14 protein-coding genes are annotated in these 17,954 nt (G+C 66.5%); 9 read left to right on the top strand and 5 right to left on the bottom strand.

From position 1 onward, the window contains the following. The first annotated feature begins 200 nt into the window (after nucleotides 1-200). Together ctrA and ACP69S_RS05665 are read left to right on the top strand one after the other, a co-directional pair. Nucleotides 201-896, top strand: a complete 696-nt coding sequence (gene ctrA, locus ACP69S_RS05670) for a response regulator transcription factor CtrA (RefSeq protein ID WP_425995596.1) — start codon at nucleotides 201-203, stop codon at nucleotides 894-896. 248 nt (nucleotides 897-1,144) lie between these two features. After that, a complete protein-coding gene (locus ACP69S_RS05665; protein WP_425995595.1) occupies nucleotides 1,145-2,509 on the top strand; it encodes a peptidoglycan DD-metalloendopeptidase family protein in 1,365 nt (454 codons plus the stop codon). 124 nt (nucleotides 2,510-2,633) lie between these two features. Here the strand turns inward: ACP69S_RS05665 and ACP69S_RS05660 are convergent, their stop codons facing one another. From ACP69S_RS05660 to ACP69S_RS05640, 5 genes are all read right to left on the bottom strand, one after another. After that, nucleotides 2,634-4,148, bottom strand: coding sequence for a sulfite reductase subunit alpha (locus ACP69S_RS05660; RefSeq protein ID WP_425995594.1), 1,515 nt, complete (start codon nucleotides 4,146-4,148; stop codon nucleotides 2,634-2,636). Continuing rightward, a complete protein-coding gene (locus ACP69S_RS05655) occupies nucleotides 4,145-5,164 on the bottom strand; it encodes an FAD:protein FMN transferase (RefSeq protein WP_425995593.1) in 1,020 nt (339 codons plus the stop codon). The genes ACP69S_RS05660 and ACP69S_RS05655 overlap by 4 nt, the downstream gene beginning before the upstream one ends. 65 nt (nucleotides 5,165-5,229) lie before the next feature. Then, complete coding sequence (locus ACP69S_RS05650; RefSeq protein ID WP_425995592.1) at nucleotides 5,230-6,126, bottom strand: DUF4198 domain-containing protein; 897 nt, start codon at nucleotides 6,124-6,126, stop codon at nucleotides 5,230-5,232. Between the two features lie 12 nt (nucleotides 6,127-6,138). Further along, entirely contained in the window at nucleotides 6,139-6,651 is a 513-nt protein-coding gene (locus ACP69S_RS05645) for a DUF2271 domain-containing protein (RefSeq protein WP_425995591.1), read from the bottom strand. A 10-nt stretch (nucleotides 6,652-6,661) separates the two neighbouring features. After that, the gene (locus ACP69S_RS05640) at nucleotides 6,662-7,291 is read right to left on the bottom strand and encodes a PepSY-associated TM helix domain-containing protein (RefSeq protein ID WP_425995590.1); all 630 of its coding nucleotides are present in this window, start codon (nucleotides 7,289-7,291) and stop codon (nucleotides 6,662-6,664) included. Between the two features lie 226 nt (nucleotides 7,292-7,517). On the opposite strand from ACP69S_RS05640, the gene ACP69S_RS05635 reads away from it, so the two are divergent. From ACP69S_RS05635 to ACP69S_RS05605, 7 genes are all read left to right on the top strand, one after another. Beyond that, nucleotides 7,518-7,979 (top strand): mobile mystery protein A, encoded by a 462-nt coding sequence (locus tag ACP69S_RS05635; RefSeq protein ID WP_425995589.1) that lies wholly within the window; start codon nucleotides 7,518-7,520, stop codon nucleotides 7,977-7,979. Then, a complete protein-coding gene (locus ACP69S_RS05630) occupies nucleotides 7,976-8,569 on the top strand; it encodes a mobile mystery protein B (protein WP_425995588.1) in 594 nt (197 codons plus the stop codon). Before ACP69S_RS05635 ends, ACP69S_RS05630 begins: the two co-directional genes overlap by 4 nt. 115 nt (nucleotides 8,570-8,684) lie before the next feature. Beyond that, nucleotides 8,685-10,610, top strand: a complete 1,926-nt coding sequence (locus ACP69S_RS05625) for a M61 family metallopeptidase (RefSeq protein ID WP_425995587.1) — start codon at nucleotides 8,685-8,687, stop codon at nucleotides 10,608-10,610. Between the two features lie 386 nt (nucleotides 10,611-10,996). After that, nucleotides 10,997-12,781 (top strand): DUF885 domain-containing protein, encoded by a 1,785-nt coding sequence (locus ACP69S_RS05620; RefSeq protein ID WP_425995586.1) that lies wholly within the window; start codon nucleotides 10,997-10,999, stop codon nucleotides 12,779-12,781. Nucleotides 12,782-12,908: 127 nt separating this feature from the next. After that, nucleotides 12,909-13,205 (top strand): hypothetical protein, encoded by a 297-nt coding sequence (locus ACP69S_RS05615; RefSeq protein WP_425995585.1) that lies wholly within the window; start codon nucleotides 12,909-12,911, stop codon nucleotides 13,203-13,205. 168 nt (nucleotides 13,206-13,373) lie between these two features. Continuing rightward, complete coding sequence (locus tag ACP69S_RS05610; RefSeq protein ID WP_425995584.1) at nucleotides 13,374-15,788, top strand: glycoside hydrolase family 3 N-terminal domain-containing protein; 2,415 nt, start codon at nucleotides 13,374-13,376, stop codon at nucleotides 15,786-15,788. 177 nt (nucleotides 15,789-15,965) lie between these two features. Further along, the gene (locus tag ACP69S_RS05605; protein ID WP_425995583.1) at nucleotides 15,966-17,906 is read left to right on the top strand and encodes a sialate O-acetylesterase; all 1,941 of its coding nucleotides are present in this window, start codon (nucleotides 15,966-15,968) and stop codon (nucleotides 17,904-17,906) included. The last annotated feature ends 48 nt before the right edge of the window (nucleotides 17,907-17,954 follow it).

Genomic DNA, 17,954 nt, shown 5'->3' with positions numbered 1-17,954 from the left:
GAAAACCATCCCCGCCGAATTGGCGGTGCGACTCAGGGACCGCTTGCACCCGATTCGCAAATCATATTAACCATTCGGACATCGAGATCATTCACCATTAACCAGTCTTAAATTAACTGTCCCGCAAAGTGCAGGACGAGTTTAACGGGCGGCTTCCGCCGAGACGTCGAATAACGCCACCGAGTGGCGTGGAGGGGCTCATGCGCGTACTGTTGATCGAGGATGACAGCGCAACTGCGCAGACCATCGAACTGATGCTGAAGTCTGAAGGCTTCAACGTCTATACGACGGATCTTGGTGAAGAAGGCGTCGATCTGGGCAAGATCTACGACTACGATCTGATCCTGCTCGACCTGAACCTGCCCGACATGAGCGGCCTCGATGTTCTGCGCACCCTGCGGGTGGGCAAGGTGAACACACCGATCATGATCCTGTCGGGTTCGTCGGAAATCGACACAAAGGTGAAGACCTTCTCCGGCGGCGCCGACGACTACATGACCAAGCCCTTCCACAAGGATGAGATGATCGCTCGCATCCATGCGGTGGTCCGTCGTTCTAAGGGCCACGCCCAGTCGGTCATCAAGACCGGCGACATCGTGGTCAATCTGGACGCCAAGACGGTCGAAGTGAACAGCAATCGCGTTCACCTGACCGGCAAGGAATACCAGATGCTGGAGCTGCTCTCCCTGCGCAAGGGCACGACCCTGACCAAGGAAATGTTCCTCAACCACCTGTACGGCGGCATGGACGAGCCCGAACTGAAGATCATCGACGTTTTCATCTGCAAGCTTCGCAAGAAGCTGGCGGCCTCGGCCCAGGGCAAGCACCATATCGAGACGGTCTGGGGTCGCGGCTATGTGCTGCGCGATCCGAACGAGCAAGTCGCCGCCGCCTGATCGGCGCGAAAGACCTTCCGCACAAGGAAAACGTCCGTCCCGAAAGGCGGGCGTTTTTCGTTTTAATTCATTAGCTTGACCGTGGGCGACTTGGCCCGCTAACCCTGCCCGTGACAAAACGACCGAAGCACCGAATAGTGCTTGCCGCTGGAGAGGGCCACGGCCATGTTCCGGCGCAGTGTTTGCTGGGGGGCTACCCAGCCGTGTCATTTTGACCTTGCGCGGCATCGAAACCGATGGGGGGACCGATGCAAGAATTTGATCCGCGACGCCCGACCCTTCGTCTGGCGCCCCGGCTGTTCACAGCCGTCGCCGGCCTGGCCGCTCTGGCCCTGGGCTGGAAGCTGACGGACGCCGACGTCCCGGCTCCGGTCAAGGCCGCCCTCGACCCCGCCGCCCTGATCGCCCTGCAGCATGTGGCCTTCGCCAGCGCCGAGGCCCAGCCGGGCTTCGACCGTCCGCAAAGCATCCCCGTGAAGGTGCGCCCCGGCGAGACCCTTGAAGGGGCCGTCGAGCGCGCCGGCGTCGCCCCCGAAGAAGCCCGTCAGGTCGTCGCCGCCCTCCACGGCGCCATCGACACCGTCAATATCAAGGCCGGCATGGCCTTCGAAGCCGCCATCGCCCAGCGTCGCAGCCAGCGTGGCCCGGCCCGCCTGATCGGCCTGTCGATGCGCACCAGCCCGTCCTCGACCCTGACCGTCTCGCGCACCTTCGACGGCGCGCTGAAGCTGCGCGAGCTCGAGGAAGAGGTGCGCGACGAGACCAAGGTCGCCTGTGGCGAGATGAATGGCTCGTTCTATGAGAGCGTCGCCAATGTGGGCGGCACGCCCCGGGTGATCAGCGAGGCGGCCAAGCTGTTCTCGCACAAGATCGACTTCTCGCGCGACATCCGCGAGGGCGACAAGTTCTGCCTGGTGTTCGACCGCAAGGTCACCGAAAGCGGCCGCACCATCGAGGCCGGCGATCTGGAATATGCCGAGGTCAAGGGCCAGCGCTTCTATGGCTTCGAGCGCGACGGCAAGACCCAGTTCTTTGACGAAGCCGGCAAGAACATCAAGGGCTTCCTGTTGCGCACGCCGGTCGACGGCGCCCGCATCACCTCGACCTTCGGCGCGCGCCGCCACCCGGTCCTGGGCTTCAACCGCGCCCACAAGGGCGTGGACTTCGGCGCCGGCACCGGCACCCCGATCCTGGCGGCCGGCGACGGCGTCGTGGTCGAGGCCCGCCGCTGGAGCGGCTACGGCAACTGGCTGCGCATCCGTCACGCCGGCAAGTGGGACACCGGCTATGCCCACATCTCGCGCTACGCCCCGGGCATCAAGGCCGGCATGCGCGTCCGCCAGGGCCAGGTCGTGGCCTATGTCGGATCGACCGGCATGTCGACCGGTCCGCACCTGCACTACGAAGTCTGGCTGAACGGCCAGCGGGTCAATCCGATCGGCGCCAAGGTGCCGCAAGGCACCATACTGGGCGGCGGCGAACTGGCCTCGTTCAAGGCCAAGAAGTCGCGCATCGACCGCATGCTGGCCGATGGCGGCTCGGTCATCGCGGGCGAGGACACCCCCAAGCTGACCATGGCGTCCCTGGACAAGGCCGAGCCGAAACTGCGCTAAGCCCGGGCGACTAGAGCCCTTTCCGACCTGATGGCTTCATCAGGGTCGGGCGAAAAGGGCTCTAAATCATAAGTTTAGAGCATTTTTCGATCCGATAACCGTTTCACACTTATCGGAAAATGCTCTAGTAGACGTCTCGCCGATAACGGCCCTGGTCGGTTAGCTTCTCCAGCCCCTCGGCCCCGAGTATATCGACCAGCGCCGCGTGGACCTCGCGCGACATGCCTTCGAGAGAGCCGCAGACCATGATGGTCGCGCCGTCCGCCACCCAGGCCCGCACTGCGTCGGCGGCCTCGCGCAGGCGGTGCTGCACATAGACCCGCTCGGCCTGGTCGCGAGAGAAGGTCAGATCCAGACGCTCCAGCACCCCGGCCAGCACCCAGTCGGTCAGTTCGCCATGGTGGAAGGCGTCATGCGCCGCCGTGCGCTCGCCAAACAGCAGCCAGTTTCGGCCCTGCCCCTTGGCAGCGCGGGCCTTCAGATGGGCGCGCAGGCCGGCGAGGCCAGTGCCCGCGCCGATCAGGATCATCGGGGCATGGCCATCCGGCGCATGGAAGCTGCGGTTGACCCGCACCCGGGCGTCGATGGCCGCGCCCTCGGCGGTGAAATGGCAGAGCCAGCCCGAGCCAAGGCCCGGCTTGCCGTCGGCGCGCGGCATCAGGCGGACGATCAGCTCGATCCCGCCGTCGGCTGGCAGGGAGGCGATGGAATATTCGCGATGCGGCAAGGTGGACAGGCGCTGCAGAAGCGCCTCGCCTGTCAGGCCGACCAGGGGCTCGGTGTCGTGCGGCAAGCGGCGCGTCGCCAAGGCCTCGGTCATCGTCGCCGGGAGACTCAGCCGAGCGATGAGGGCGGCGACCTCGGCCGGGTCTTTACGCGGACCGATCTCGACAATGTCGCCGGCCGTCCAGTCCAGGGCGCCGTCTTGCGGCTCCAGCCGGATGTGCCAGGCCTCCCCCCCCGGGCTGCCGGGATTGAGCAGGCGGCGCTGGGCCAGCATCCACTGACCATAGGCCGGACGGCTCCAGTCGGGCGCGGCGGTATGGCCGGTCAGGACGCCCAGATGCGCCTGCCAGTGGCGCAGCGAGGCCTCGTCGCCATTGTCGACTTCCACGCGGTCGAAAAGAGGGGCCGCGCCGCGCCGCGCCAGCCAGGCGTCCAGGGTGCGGCCAAAGACGCAGAAGTGGCTGTACTCGGTGTCGCCCAGGGCCAGCACGCCATAGCGCAGGGACGAGAGGTCGGGCTCCGCCGCCATCACGTCGCGGATGAAGGCGCGAGCCGGGTCGGGGGCGTCGCCCTCGCCGGTGGTGCTGACCACGAACAGCGCGCGGCCGGCGGAGGTCAGATCTGCGGCGGTCACGGTCGAGAGGTCGCGCAGGGTGACGGGCGCGCCCCCGGCGGTCAGGGCCTTGGCGGTGGCCAGGGCCAGTTCCTCCGCGAAACCGGTCTGGCTGGCGAAGGCGACCAGCATCGGCTCGCCCGAGCCCGTGGCTAGAGCGGCGGCCTCGCGACGCTCGGCGCGGCGGCGCAGGGCCTGACGGCCAGCAATGAGGCCGCAAAAGGCGACCCAGGCCAGGGCCACCGCGCCGGCCGCCGCGTGGCGCCAGGTCTCGGGATCCAGGGCGGCGAAGTCGATCATGCGTCCAGCATCGCCGACAGGGCGGGCGACAGGCGCTCTTCCAGGCCACCCCTCTTGGCTTGGGGGTCGGCGCGGCTGACGATCAGGACGGGCAGGCGGGCGACCGTGGCGAACTCCAGCGCCGTGTCGGGACCCATCACCGTCAGGGCCGTGGCCCAGGCGTCGGCGTTCATGCAGGTCTCGGCCAGCACCGTGACGCTGACCATGCCCTGGTCGCTGGGCGCGCCGGAGGCCGGGTCGAGCGTGTGGGCGTAGCGCCGGCCGTCATGGTCGAAAAAGCGCCGATAGTCGCCGGAGGTCGCCACCGAAAGATCGTGCAGGGCGACCACCGTCTCGAGCGTGTCGTTGGCTGCCACGGACATGGCGGGGGCGCGCTCCAGCTCGACCCACCAGGGCTGGCCATCGGGCTTGGCGCCCGTGCCGCGCAGCTCGCCGCCGACCTCGACGAGGTAGCTCTTCACGCCGGCCCGTCCCAGGGCTGCGGCGGCCTGGTCGACGCCGAAGCCCTTGGCGATGCCGTTGAGGTCGAGGCGAAGCCCGCCGGGCTGGAACAGAGCGTCGCCGTCCAGTGCCAGGCGAGTCCAGCCGCCGGTTTCGCGGGCGGCCGCCACGGCCTCGCGCGACGGCGGTTGGCCGGAGAACGGACGGGGACCGAAGCCCCAAAGATCAGTAAGCGCGCCCAGGGTCGGGTCGAAGGCTCCGTCAGTGACGGTGGCCATGGCGATGGCGCGGCGCACGACGCTGGCCATGCCGGGCGGCAGGGTCGTCCAACTCCCGGCCGGCGCGCGGTTGTAGCGGGAGAGGTCCGACAGCGGCTCCCACGGGCTCATCTCGGACACCACGGCGTCGAGGGCGCGCTGAACCATGGCGGTCAGGCCCGGGACGTCGGCGGCCGGCTGGGCGACCAGCTTGACCGACCAGGTCGTGCCCATGGTCTGACCCGTGAGCGCATGAACCACGCCGCCCAGCGGGCGGGCGGGGGGCTGGGCGATGAGGGGGACGAGGACGCGGGTCATGGCAACCAAACCTGTCATCCCGGCCCGGCGCGCTGCGCGCCAGACCGGGATGACAGTCTTTGAGGCTAAGGCCGCTGCGCTTCGAGCACGGCGGTGTAGCTGGCCGAGAAACCGTCGCCGGCCAGGGCCGTCACGGGAGCCGGAGCGCCCGGCGCCGCGCCCGGCGCAGCCGGAGCGCCGCCCATGCCGCCGCCGGAGCCGCGACCAGCGCTCTCGCCGCCGCGCGCCGTGGCGTTGACCCAGTACATGCCGGCGTCCGGCAGGGTGAAGGTCACCGCGCCATCGGCGCCGGTCTTGACCTTGATTTCGCCCGGCGTGGCTCGCCAGCGCGCGCCGCCGGGCACAAAGGTCACCTCAAGGCCGGCGGCTGGCTTGCCATCCAGCAGGAACTTGAAGGTCGCCGCCTCGGTGGCGACGAGGTCGGTGGGGTGGGTCACCGGAACCAGTTCCAGGCCCTTGCCGGTCGGCTTGAAGACATCCGTCGTCGGCTTGTCGCGGGAGACGTAGGTCTCGTTGCGGTTGGAGCCCTTGATGGTCTTCAGGTCGGCGGCGCCGGCCGGAACGGCCTTGGCGAACTCATCGGCCGTGCCGCGGAAGCGCTTGATCTCGCCGTTCTCGGTCCAGCTGGCCGTGACTGTATTGGCGGCCGAGCCGATCTTCCAGGTGCCCGCCTGGTTCAGTTGCACGTCGAAGGTCGAGCGGTACTGGCCGGTGGACGCGTTCTGCAGCTTCGAGATCGTGCCGTCCGGAGCGGTGACGACCACGCCGTCCACGCGCATGGCGCGGTGGTCGGGATAGAAGAGTTCGTTGGAGATGGCCGCGTCGACGGTCACCCACGAGCCGTCGCCCGACAGCACGGTGAACGAGGGCAGCAGCCAGCCACGGTGGGCGTTGGCCGACAGCGGCAGGGTCAGAGCGAGGCCGGCTGCGGCGACGGCGAAGAGGCGGGTCTTCAGGAACATCGGTTTTCTCGCTTACTTGACGAAGACGGTGACGGCGCCGAGCTCTGCCGAGCCCTTGGCCGAAGCGGGCTTGCCGGGCTTGCCCCAGACGAAGGGTACGCGGACGGCCTCATGGCCGCCGACTTCGCGGGCCGCCTCGACCACCAGATTGTATTGACCGGGCTTGAGGTTTTTCAGCGCGCCCTTGGCGCCGCTGAACACCACCTTCTGCAAGCCGGGCGCGCGGGTCGCGCCGCTGACGCCATCGGCCGGGAAGCTCATCTCGCGGCCGGCCTTGCGCCACCACTGGCGCATGTCCTTCAGCCACTTGGTGCCGTGGTCTTCCTTGGAGTCCGGATCGTACCAGACCGCCAGGGTGCCGGCGGCGGTGGCGTCGGGCTTTTCGATCCAGATGGCCACATAGGGCTTGTGGTACTCGGCCACCGACATGCGGGGGATCTCGACGGTGACGTTGAGATCGGCGGCCATGGCGGGGGCCGCGACGGCTGCGCCGGCGAAGGTCAACAGGGAGACGGAACGCTTCACGGATTTCACCTCAGAGGTGGACAAAGAGAATGACGAGAATGACGGGGGCGGCCAGGCCGGCGGCGACCAACGGCCAGGTCAGGGGGCGAGCCCTGGCATGGAATTGCAACAGGATCAGGCCGGTGATCGTGAACACGATGGTGGCGGCGGCGAAGATGTCGATGAACCAGGCCCAGGCCTTGCCGGTATTGCGGCCCTTGTGCAGATCGTTAAGCAGGGACACCGCGCCGCGCGTGGTCTTCTCGTGCTCGACGGCGCCAGTATCACGGTCGATCGACAGCCAGGCGTCGCCGCCGGGACGGGCCAGGGCGACATAGACCTCGGCGTCGGACCACTCGGCCTCGCGTCCGGCGATGTCGGTCCCGACGGCTTTGTCCAGCCAGTGCTGCAGCTTCAGGGGCAGGGGGCGCTTGCCCTCGGCGGGCCCCTTGGCCAAGTCGGCGATCAGCTCGGTCGGCAGGGTCGCCTTGCGGCTGACCACCTGCGGCTGGGCCTCGATCTGGCCGGCGTGGTTGAGGGTTATGCCAGTGATCGAGAACAGCAGCATGCCGATCAGGCTCAGGGCCGCGCTGATCCAGTGCCACTGGTGCAGCTGCTTGAGCCAGAACGAGCGGCGATGCTGAGCGGTGGCGGTCGACACGAGGAGGCGGAAACCTTGAGCGGGAACAGGCCCTGTCCATACTTGAGAACGACTTGCAAATTCAAGCTGGGATTTGACGAGCGGCGCGCGTCAGGCTGTGTCTGCATTTCTTGATACGATATACGTTATCAAAATAGACTAATTCGATATCTTATAAGTTATCAAATCTTGAGTCTTTGATGTGCTATAAGGTATCGTTCTTTGAACGCACGAGCCGGGTCATCACGTGGACAGCAAAGCGCTAGCGCGTAGCAATCTTGACCGTCGCCTGACCGCACTGCGCACCAGCGATGTCCTGGCGCGCCCGCCTCGGGGCTGGGTCAGGGCTATCCGTGACGCGCTCGGCATGACGACGCGTCAGATGGCCGAGCGCCTTGGCGTCTCCCAACCTCGGATCGTGGCCCTTGAAAAGGATGAGCTCCGGGACAGCATCACACTGGGACGCCTGCGAAAGGCGGCCGAGGCGCTGGATTGCACGCTCGGCTATGTGCTGATCCCCAATCGACCGCTGCAGGAGACGCTTGAGGCCAAGGCGGGCCAAGTCGCCGACAGGCAACTCGCCCGAACCCATCACACGATGGGTCTCGAAAACCAGGCTTTGGGCAAGGAGGCGCTGGCGGCCGAGCGCGAACGGCTGATCGATGCGTTGTTGAGGAGCGATCCCAAGAGACTCTGGGATACGCCGTGAGCGATCCGCTGTTCGACGCGGCTGACGACGCCGCCAAGCCTCTGCAGGCCGAGGAGCGGGAACAGCTCATTCCGACCTACATCATCAGCCGCGCGGAATTGAACGAGATCGAACATATTGGCGTTTCCGACGCCGACCGATGGGTATTTTCAAGGAAACGCGGCGATGTACTCGATACGAACTTCCTCCTGACGCTGCACAGGCGAATGTTTCGCGAGGTCTGGCGGTGGGCGGGCGAGCTTCGCACGACGGGTCGCAATATCGGCGTCGATCCGATCCAAATCGGTGTTCAGCTTCGCCAACTGACAGATGACGTCCAATACTGGATCGACAACGCGACGTTCTCGCCTGATGAAATCGTTGCGCGTTTTCACCACAAGCTGGTCTGGATCCATCCGTTCCAAAACGGAAATGGCCGCCACGCTCGCCTAGCAGCCGATCTGCTTGCTGTGCGCCTCGGACGACCGCGTTTCACCTGGGGCAGCGCCAACCTAGTTGTCCCGGCCCAGACCCGCCGGCTCTATGTCGAAGCCCTGCGCGCGGCGGACAAGCACGACATTGCTCCGTTGCTGACCTTCGTTAGATCATGACCGGGGTCGTTTCCAGCCTCGCCACGCCTCGCTCTCGACAAGCCCTAATTAAGGGGTGAAACATGCTGCCTCTTAACCGCGAGGCGCATATTCGCGGGCTGCATTGGGGTGTTTTGTGAGAACGTTGTTCTTTTCTGTTTCGCTTCTGACCTTGGCCGCCACGGCGGCCGTCGCCCAGCAAATGCCGCAGCCGTCGGCTCCGACGCCGGCCATCGCCGCAGCCCAGGACATTCCCTATCCGGGGACGCTGAAGCTGTCGGTCGACGCCACCGACCTGGAACGCAAGATCTTCCAGATCCGCGAGACCATCCCCGTCGCCAAGGCCGGCAAGTTCACGATCCTCTATCCGCAATGGGTTCCGGGCGGTCATTCGCCGCGCAATGACCTGGACAAGGTGGCGGGTCTGGTCATCACGGCCAACGGCCAGCGTCTGGCCTGGACGCGCGATCCGGTCCAGGTGTTCGCCTTCCACGTCGAGGTTCCCGAAGGCGTCTCGGAGCTTCAGCTGAGCTATCAGTTCCTGTCGCCGGTCGAGGCCAAGGTTGGCCGCCAAGTGATGACGCCCGACATGCTGAACCTGCAGTGGCTGCAGATGGGCTTCTATCCGGCCGGCTATTTCACCCGCCAGATCCCGGTCGAGGCCAGCGTCAAGTTGCCGGACGGCTTCAAGTTCGCCTCGGCCCTGGAAGTGGCCAGGACCGAGGGCCAGACGACCACCTTCAAGGTCACGCCGTTCGAAACCCTGGTCGACTCGCCGATGTTCGCCGGCCGCTATTTCAAGACCGTCGAGCTGGACCCGAACGGTCCCGTGCCGGTGCGCCTGAACATGATGGCTGACAAGCCGGAACTTCTGGAGTTCAAGCCCGAGCACATCCAGGCCCACAAGGACCTCGTGCAGCAGTCCTACAAGCTCTACGGCTCGCATCCCTACGACCACTATGACTTCCTGGTGGCCCTGTCGGACACCCTGGGCGGGATCGGTCTGGAGCATCACCGCTCGAGCGAAAACCGCGTGGCCCCCAAATATTTCACCGACTGGGAAAAGACCTATGTCGGCCGCGACCTGCTGCCCCACGAGTTCACCCACTCGTGGAACGGCAAGTTCCGCCGGGGCGCCGACCTGTGGACCGCGACCCTGAACGAGCCCATGCGCGACAGCCTGATGTGGGTCTATGAGGGCCAGACCCAGTACTGGGGCAATGTGCTGTCGGCGCGCTCCAACCTGCACACCAAGCAACAGAGTCTGGACGCCCTGGCCCTGACGGCCGCCGCCTATGACAATCGCCGCGGCCGTGACTGGCGCAACGTCGCCGACACCACCAACGACCCGATCATCGCTGGTCGCAAGCCCCTGTCCTGGCTCTCCTACCAGCGCAGCGAGGACTACTATTCCGAAGGCCAGTTGGTCTGGCTCGACGCCGACACGCTGATCCGCGAAAAGACCGGCGGCAAGAAGTCGCTCGACAACTTCGCCAAGGCCTTCTTCGGGATCGAAAGCGGCTCCTATGTGCCGCGCACCTACACGTTCGAGGACGTAGTCAAGACCCTGAACGACGTCACGCCCCACGACTGGGCTGGCTTCCTGAAGACCCGGATCGAGGGCGTGTCGGAAAAGGCCCCGCTGGATGGGATCACCCGCGGCGGCTACAAGCTGGTCTATTCAGACACTCAGAGCGAGTACAACAAGACCGCCGAAACCCGGGCCAAGAACACCAGCCTGGCCTATTCGCTAGGCCTGACGGTGGGCGCCGACGGCGTGCTGACCGACGTCCAGTGGGGCGGTCCGGCCTTCAAGGCGGGCCTCACCCAGGGCCTGACCCTGGTGGCCGTCAATGGCGAGACCTTCGACGGCGACAAGCTGAAGGACGCGGTCAAGGCCGCCGCCAAGCCGGAGGGCCAACTGGTCGAGCTGCTGGTCAAGGAAGGCGCGCGCTACCGCATGGTCAAGATCGACTATCGCGGCGGCCTGCGCTATCCGCGCCTGGAACGCATCGCTGGAACACCCGCGCGGCTGGATGACATTCTGGCGGCGCGAAAATAGTCGCGGAAACAGGGCCCTAGAGCATTTTCCGTAAAGTGTGAAACGGTTATCGGATCGAAAAATGCTCTAAACTTCTGATTTGGAGCCCTTTTCGCCCGACCCTGATGAAGCCATCAGGTCGGAAAGGGCTCTAGAGAAAAAGTCGGGAATCCGGCCCCCCGCGACAATATGTTAAGGTGCCGCTGCCCGCGGTTGGGCGTAGGGTCGTGCTGTTCAGGGTCCTCCAACCTGCGAACATCTCCAAAGTTGAAGGGCCCGTCATGCCCAGGCGGGCCCTTTTTCTTGGGCGCTTGTTCCGTTAGCCCACGCCTTGACGACATGCCCTTGCCGGGTGACTGATTTGCCCCCGCCAGTTGCGGGATCGTTCAGTCGCAGGGGCCCTTTGCATGTCGAAGTTCGACCGTCGTCAGATCATGATGGGGGCGGCCGCGACCGCGCTCTCCACCGCGCTTCCCGTCCAGGCAGCCGAAGCCAAGGTGGAGCTCTACAAGCTGTTCGACGCCTTCTTCGACGAGGACCTGTCCGACAGTCCCGAACAGGCCACCAATCTGGGTCTCGACACCGGCGCCCATGCCGGCGCGCGGAGCAAGCTGGGCGACCGCTCGACCGCTGCCTGGATCAAGGACCGCGCCGAGCCCGGCAAGCGCGTCCAGCGCCTGAAGGCCATCGACCGCAAGGCGCTCTCCGGCGATGACGCCGTCAACTACGACACCGCCATGTTCCAGTACGAGAGCCGCGCGGCGGTCGCTGGCTTCGACTACGGCGCGATCAGCCGGCCCTATGTTATCACCCAGTATTACGGGGCCTATTCCTCAACGCCCAGCTTCCTGGACACCAAGCACAAGATCGCCTCGGCCGCCGATGCCGAAACCTTTCTGGCCCGCATGGCTGCGTTCGGCACCGTGCTGGACGAGGAAAGCGAGCGGTTCGCCGCCGACGCCGGCAAGGGGGTGATCCCGGCCGATTTCATGCTCGACAAGGCCATCGCCCAGCTGGGCAAGTTCCGCGCCCTACCGGCCGACCAGAACGTGCTGGTCGCCTCCCTGGCCCGCCGCGCCAAGCCTTACGGCGACTATGAAGGCAAGGCCGCGGCCCTGCTGGCCGGGACGGTGCATCCCGCCCTCGACCGGCAGATCGAGGTGCTGAAAGCCGCCCGCATTAAGGCCACTCACGACGCGGGCTTGAACCGCCTGAAGGACGGCGACGCCTATTACGCGGCTCTGCTGAAGATCTACACGACCACGGACATGACCGCCGACCAGATCCACCGCCTGGGCCTGGAGGAGGGCGCCGAGATCAGCGCCAAGATGGACGCCATCCTGCGCAAGCGCGGCCTGACCCAAGCCAGCGTCGGCGCGCGGGTGGCCTCGCTGAATACCGACCCGACCCAGACCTATCCCAATACCGACGAAGGCCGCGCCCAGATGCTGGCCTACTGCAACAAGCTGATCGCCGACCTGGCGCCGCAGCTGCCCAAGTGGTTCGGCGTCACGCCCAAGACCCCGGTCGAGGTGCGGCGCATCCCGGCCTATACCGAGGCCGGCGCGGCGGGCGGTTATTATGAGCGGCCCGCGCTGGACGGCTCGCGGCCGGGCGCCTTCTATATCAACCTGCGCGACACGGCCGAACGTCCGCGCTGGTCGCTGCCGACCCTGACCTATCACGAGGCCGCGCCGGGCCATCACTTCCAGCTGGCGCTCGTCGCAGAAAGCAGTCTGCCGCGCCTGCGCCAGAACATGGGCTTCTCGGCCAATACCGAGGGCTGGGCGCTGTATGCCGAGCAGGTGGCCATGGAGATGGGCGTCTACGAGAACGACGACCTTGGTTTGCTGGGCATGTATCAGGCCCGTCTGTTCCGCGCGGCCCGCTGCGTGGTCGACACCGGCATCCACACCAAGGGCTGGAGCCGCGAAAAGGCCATCGCCTACATGATGGAAACCGGCGGCGAGCCTGAAGGCCGCATCACCAGCGAGGTCGAACGCTACTGCGCCAATCCGGGTCAGGCCTGCTCGTACAAGGTCGGCCACACGGTCTGGGCCAAGGCCCGCGAACGGGCCAAGGCGCGGCTGGGCGCCAGGTTCGACATCCGGCGGTTCCACGACGCGGGCCTGCTGGTCGGGCCTGTGCCGCTGACGGTGCTGGATCGAGTGATCGACGGGTGGGAGGGGTAGGGGCGCGAGCAAAATCCCGACCCCCGTCAAGGTTGTGCAAAGTCCATACCCTGTATTCGGGATTGCCCGATCCATCGGAAGGCCGATTTTCCGGCCATTGCATTTCGCAATTTACGGGAGAATTCCGATGTCCGACGTCGATACCCAGGAGGCGTTGAGCGCCTTGCTCGCAGCTGCCCCTCCACATGCGCGCGACGAACTTCGGAAGACGGCCGAAGCTCTATTTTGCGCCCCACCTGAGGATGAGGCCAAGGCGCATATGGAAACCATTCGCACGCTGCTGGCCGGCGAAATGCGGGCCTCGGCTGTCAGCGACTGCATGGTCGAGGCCGAAGAGGTCTGCGCCGTGAAGCACGACAGCACGGGCGTCCCTTATTATGTCTGCTGGGTGGCGCGCGTCGCGGGCTGCACGTCGGCCCGCTAGCCTTGAAGTGGTCGAGGAGCCGGCGAGACCTGTCGCCGCGCTCCTCGCAACCCAAATGAGACCGGTACCATTCTTTGCTTGAGTGGTCTGGCAACCTCCCGCATAGTCGTCGCCAAGGCAGGCTTTGACCCGCCACCCAATGACGCGACCTCCGGGGAAACGAACCAGATGACCCAAGCCATCACCCGCCGCCTGTTCGGCGCGAGCCTCGCCGCCATCGCCGCCGCGACCTCCCCCGGCCTGTCGTTCGCCGCGCCCAAGGCTTCTGGCGACAGGCCGCTCTACAAGGATCCGACCCAGAGCGTCGACGCCCGGGTCAAGGACCTGCTCTCCCGCATGACGGTCGAGGAAAAGGCCGCCCAGCTGATCGGCATCTGGCTGACCAAGGCCGCTATCCAGACGCCGGAGGGCGAGTTCTCGCCCGAGGCGGCCGGCAAGAGCTTCCCCAACGGTCTGGGCCAGATCTCGCGCCCGACCGACCGTCGGGGCCTCAAGCCCGCCACCGTGGTCGACGCCGCCGCCGGGGCCGAGGACGGCACCAAGGGCCGCAACGCCAGGGACACCGCTCGCTACACCAACGCCGCCCAGAAGTGGTCGATGGAGAAGACCCGCTTGGGCATCCCCATGCTGATGCACGACGAGGCCCTGCACGGCTATGTGGCCCGCGACGCCACCAGCTATCCGCAGGCCATCGCCCTGGCCTCGACCTTCGACGTCGAGCTGGTCGAGAAGATTTTCTCGATGGCCGCTAAAGAGATGCGCGCGCGCGGCTCCAACATGGCCCTGGCCCCCGTGGTCGATGTGGCCCGCGATCCGCGCTGGGGCCGGATCGAGGAGACCTATGGCGAGGACCCGCACCTGTGCGCCGAGATCGGCCTGGCCGCCATTCGCGGCTTCCAGGGCAAGACCTTGCCCTTGGCCAAGGACAAGGTGTTCGCCACCCTCAAGCACATGACCGGTCACGGCCAGCCCGAGAACGGCACCAATGTCGGCCCGGCCCAGATCGCCGAGCGGACCCTGCGCGAGAACTTCTTCCCGCCGTTCGAGCGGGCGGTGAAGGAGCTGCCGGTCCGGTCGGTAATGCCATCCTATAACGAGATCGACGGGGTGCCCTCGCACGCCAGCCGCTGGCTGCTGACCGACATCCTGCGCGATGAATGGGGCTATCAGGGCTCTGTCCAGAGCGACTATTTCGCGATCAAGGAACTGGCCGGCCGCCACAAGATGACCGATAGCATGGCCGACACCGCCGTGATGGCGATCAATGCCGGCGTCGATGTTGAGCTGCCGGATGGCGAGGCCTATGCCCTGCTGCCGCAACTGGTGAAGGAAGGCCGCGTCTCGCTGGCCCAGGTCGACGCCGCCGTCGCCCGGGTGCTGACGATGAAGTTCGAGGGCGGCTTCTTCGAAAACCCCTATGCCGACGAGAAGACCGCCGAGGCCAAAAACAACACGGCCGAGGCCATCGCTCTGGCCCGCGAGGCCGCCCGCAAGTCCGTCGTGCTGTTGAAGAATAACAAGGGCCTGCTGCCGCTGAACGGCAAGGCGATCAAGCGCATGGCCCTGCTTGGCACCCACGCTCGCGACACCCCGATCGGCGGCTATTCCGACGAGCCCAAGCATGTGGTCTCACTGCTGGAAGGCCTGACCGCCGAGGCCAAGGCCCAGGGTTTTGCTCTGGACTATGCCGAAGCCGTGCGGATCACCGAGCGCCGGGTCTGGGCCGCCGACGAGGTCAAGCTGGTCGACCCGGCGGTCAACGCCAAGCTGATCGCCGAAGCCGTCGAGGTGGCCAAGAAGGCCGATGTGGTGGTCATGGTGCTGGGCGACAACGAGCAGACCAGCCGCGAGGCCTGGGCCGACAACCACCTGGGTGACCGCAACGATCTCGACTTGATCGGCCAGCAGAACGACCTGGCCAAGGCGATCTTCGACCTGGGCAAGCCCACGGTGGTGTTCCTGCTGAACGGCCGCCCGCTGTCGATCAATCTGCTGGCCGAGCGCGCCGACGCCATCATCGAGGGCTGGTATCTGGGCGAGCAGACCGGAACCGCCGGCGCCGACATCCTGTTTGGCCGCGCCAATCCGGGCGGCAAGCTGCCCGTCAGCATCGCCCGCAACGTCGGCCAGCTGCCGATCTACTACAACCGCAAGCCCACCTCGCGCCGGGGCTATCTGTTCGACGAAAAGACCAGCCCGCTCTATCCGTTCGGTTTCGGCCTCTCCTACACCACCTTCGACATTTCGGGCCCCCGACTGGCCAAGGCCAGCATCGGTCAGGGCGAAAAGGTGAAGGTCGAGGTCGATGTCACCAACACCGGCAAGCTCGCTGGTGACGAAGTGGTCCAGCTCTACATCCACGACATGGCCGCTTCGGTGACCCGTCCGCTGCTCGAGCTGAAGCACTTCAAGCGCGTGACGCTGGCGGCCGGCGCCAAGACCACCGTGACCTTCGAGATCGCACCGTCGGACCTGTGGTTCTGGAACCTGGAGATGAAACGCGTGGTCGAGCCGGGCGCGTTTGAGATCATGGTCGGGCCGAACTCGGTGGATCTGAAGAAGGTCACGCTGACGGTCGTTTGATCCGACACAGCTCGGCGACAACAAACATCCGCTCTCCCCGGCGAAAGCCGGGGCCCAGATCGGACCCGCGAACATCGGCGGATTTGATCGAGGCTTGAGGGCGCATCAGCCCCAAGGGCTCAGGATGAAGCTGTGCCCCGGCCTTCGCCGGGGAGAGCGGAGTAGATAGGGATCACCATGCGCCGCCTGACTTCGGGCCTGATCGCCGCCGCTCTACTGGCCAGCCCCGCCGCCGCCCAGGACCTCCTCAACGCCCTGTTCTCCGACCACGCGGTGATCCAGCGCGACCGTCCGCTGCCGGTGTTCGGAACCGCCAGGCCGGGCGAGGCGGTCACCGTCGCCTTCGCCGGCAAGACCGCGACCGCCACGGCCGGCCCCGACGGCGCCTGGCGTCTCGATCTGCCCGCCACCCCGGCCGGCGGCCCCTACGACCTGACCGCCACCACACCCTCCAAGACCCAGACCGTCCGCGACGTGCTGGCCGGCGATGTGTGGCTGTGCTCGGGCCAGTCGAACATGGAGATGCAGGTCCAGGCCTCCGGCGACGCCTGGAACCAGATCAACAACGGCGCGCCCAACGACACTATCCGGATGGCGACCATCGAAAAGGCCGACGGCCGCGCGCCCAAAGCCGCCTTCGCCAAGCCGCCGGTCTGGAAGCCGACCACCAAGGAAACGGTCGGGTCGTTCTCGGCCACCTGCTTCTATTTCGCCCGCGAGCTGCAGAAGACCCGGACTGTGCCACTGGGCCTGGTCCACGCCTCGTGGGGCGGGTCGGGCATCGAGGCCTGGATGAGCCCGGCCGCCCTGCGCAAGGTCGGTGGCTATGACGAAGCCATCGACATTCTGAACCTGTCGATCACCGACCCCGTCGCCGCCAGCCGCCGCTGGGGCGAGACGATCAAGGCCTGGTGGACGCCCAAGCATCCGGGCGAGGCGGCTGTCGCGCCCTGGCTCGGCGGGGGGACCGGCACCGGCGCGTGGACTGCCGCGCCCAGAGGCCTGGGCATCTGGGAACGATGGGGCGTTCCGGCCTTGGCCGAGTTCAACGGCGTCGTCTGGTTCAAGACCGAGGTCGTGCTGACCGCGGCTCAGGCCCGTCAGGCCGCCACCCTGAGCGTCGGCCAGGTCGACGAGATGGACACCACCTATCTCAACGGTGTCGGCGTTGGCGCGACCTCCGGTGCGTGGCTGGACCGGTCCTATCCGCTGGCCGCTGGAGCGCTGAAGGCGGGCAGAAACACCATCGTGGTTGGCGTCTACGACACCTACGCCAATGGCGGAATGTATGGTGATCCCTCGAAAAGAGCGCTGGTGCTGGCCGATGGGTCGCGTCTGCCGCTGGAGGCCTGGACCTATCGCATCGAACCCCGGGTCGGCGCCGACCCGCCGCGTGCGCCTTGGGACACCCTGGCCGGGGTCTCAACCCTCTATAACGGCATGCTCGCGCCGATGGGGCCTTACGCCTATTCGGGCCTGGCCTGGTATCAGGGCGAGACCAATGTCGGTCGCGACCAGACCTATGCGCCACTGCTGACCGCCTTCATCGCCGAGCGGCGCGCGGGTATGGCGCCGGATATACCGGTGGTGGTGGCCCAGCTCGCCAGCTACGGCGCGTTCGCGACCACGCCAGGCGCCTCGGGCTCGGCGTCCCTGCGGGAGGCCCAGCGCCGGGCCGTCGCCGCCGACGCTCGCGCGGGCTTGGCCGTGACCACCGACATCGGCGACCCCTTCGACATCCACCCCGCCAACAAGCAGGAGGTCGGCCGCCGCTTGGCCCTCGCCGCCCGCCGCATCGCCGGCGAGGCGGTGACTACGGGTCCGGCGCCGGATTCGGCCAGGCGGGCAGGGGACACGGTCGTCGTGACCTTCGACCAGATTGGGGGGACTCTGGTCTCGCGCGGCTCTGACGGGGTGATCGGTTTCGAGCTCTGCGACGCCGCCAATGCCTGCCGCTGGGCCGACGCCCGGATCGATGGTGCGACCGTGGTTCTGGCCGTTCCGACCGGCGCACCCGCCGCCAAGGTGCGGTTTGCATGGGCAGATAGCCCGACCTTCAATCTTTTCGACAGCGCGGGTTTGCCGGCCGTGCCGTTCGAGATGGATGTGCGACCGTGACCCTTATCCCCGCTCTCCCCGGCGAAGGCCGGGGCCCAGCTTCATCGG

The organism is Caulobacter sp. DWR1-3-2b1 (assembly GCF_049895765.1).
Taxonomy (GTDB): domain Bacteria; phylum Pseudomonadota; class Alphaproteobacteria; order Caulobacterales; family Caulobacteraceae; genus Caulobacter.
Note: the sequence above shows the minus strand (reverse complement) of the source record. Positions and strands in the feature narration are given on the sequence as shown.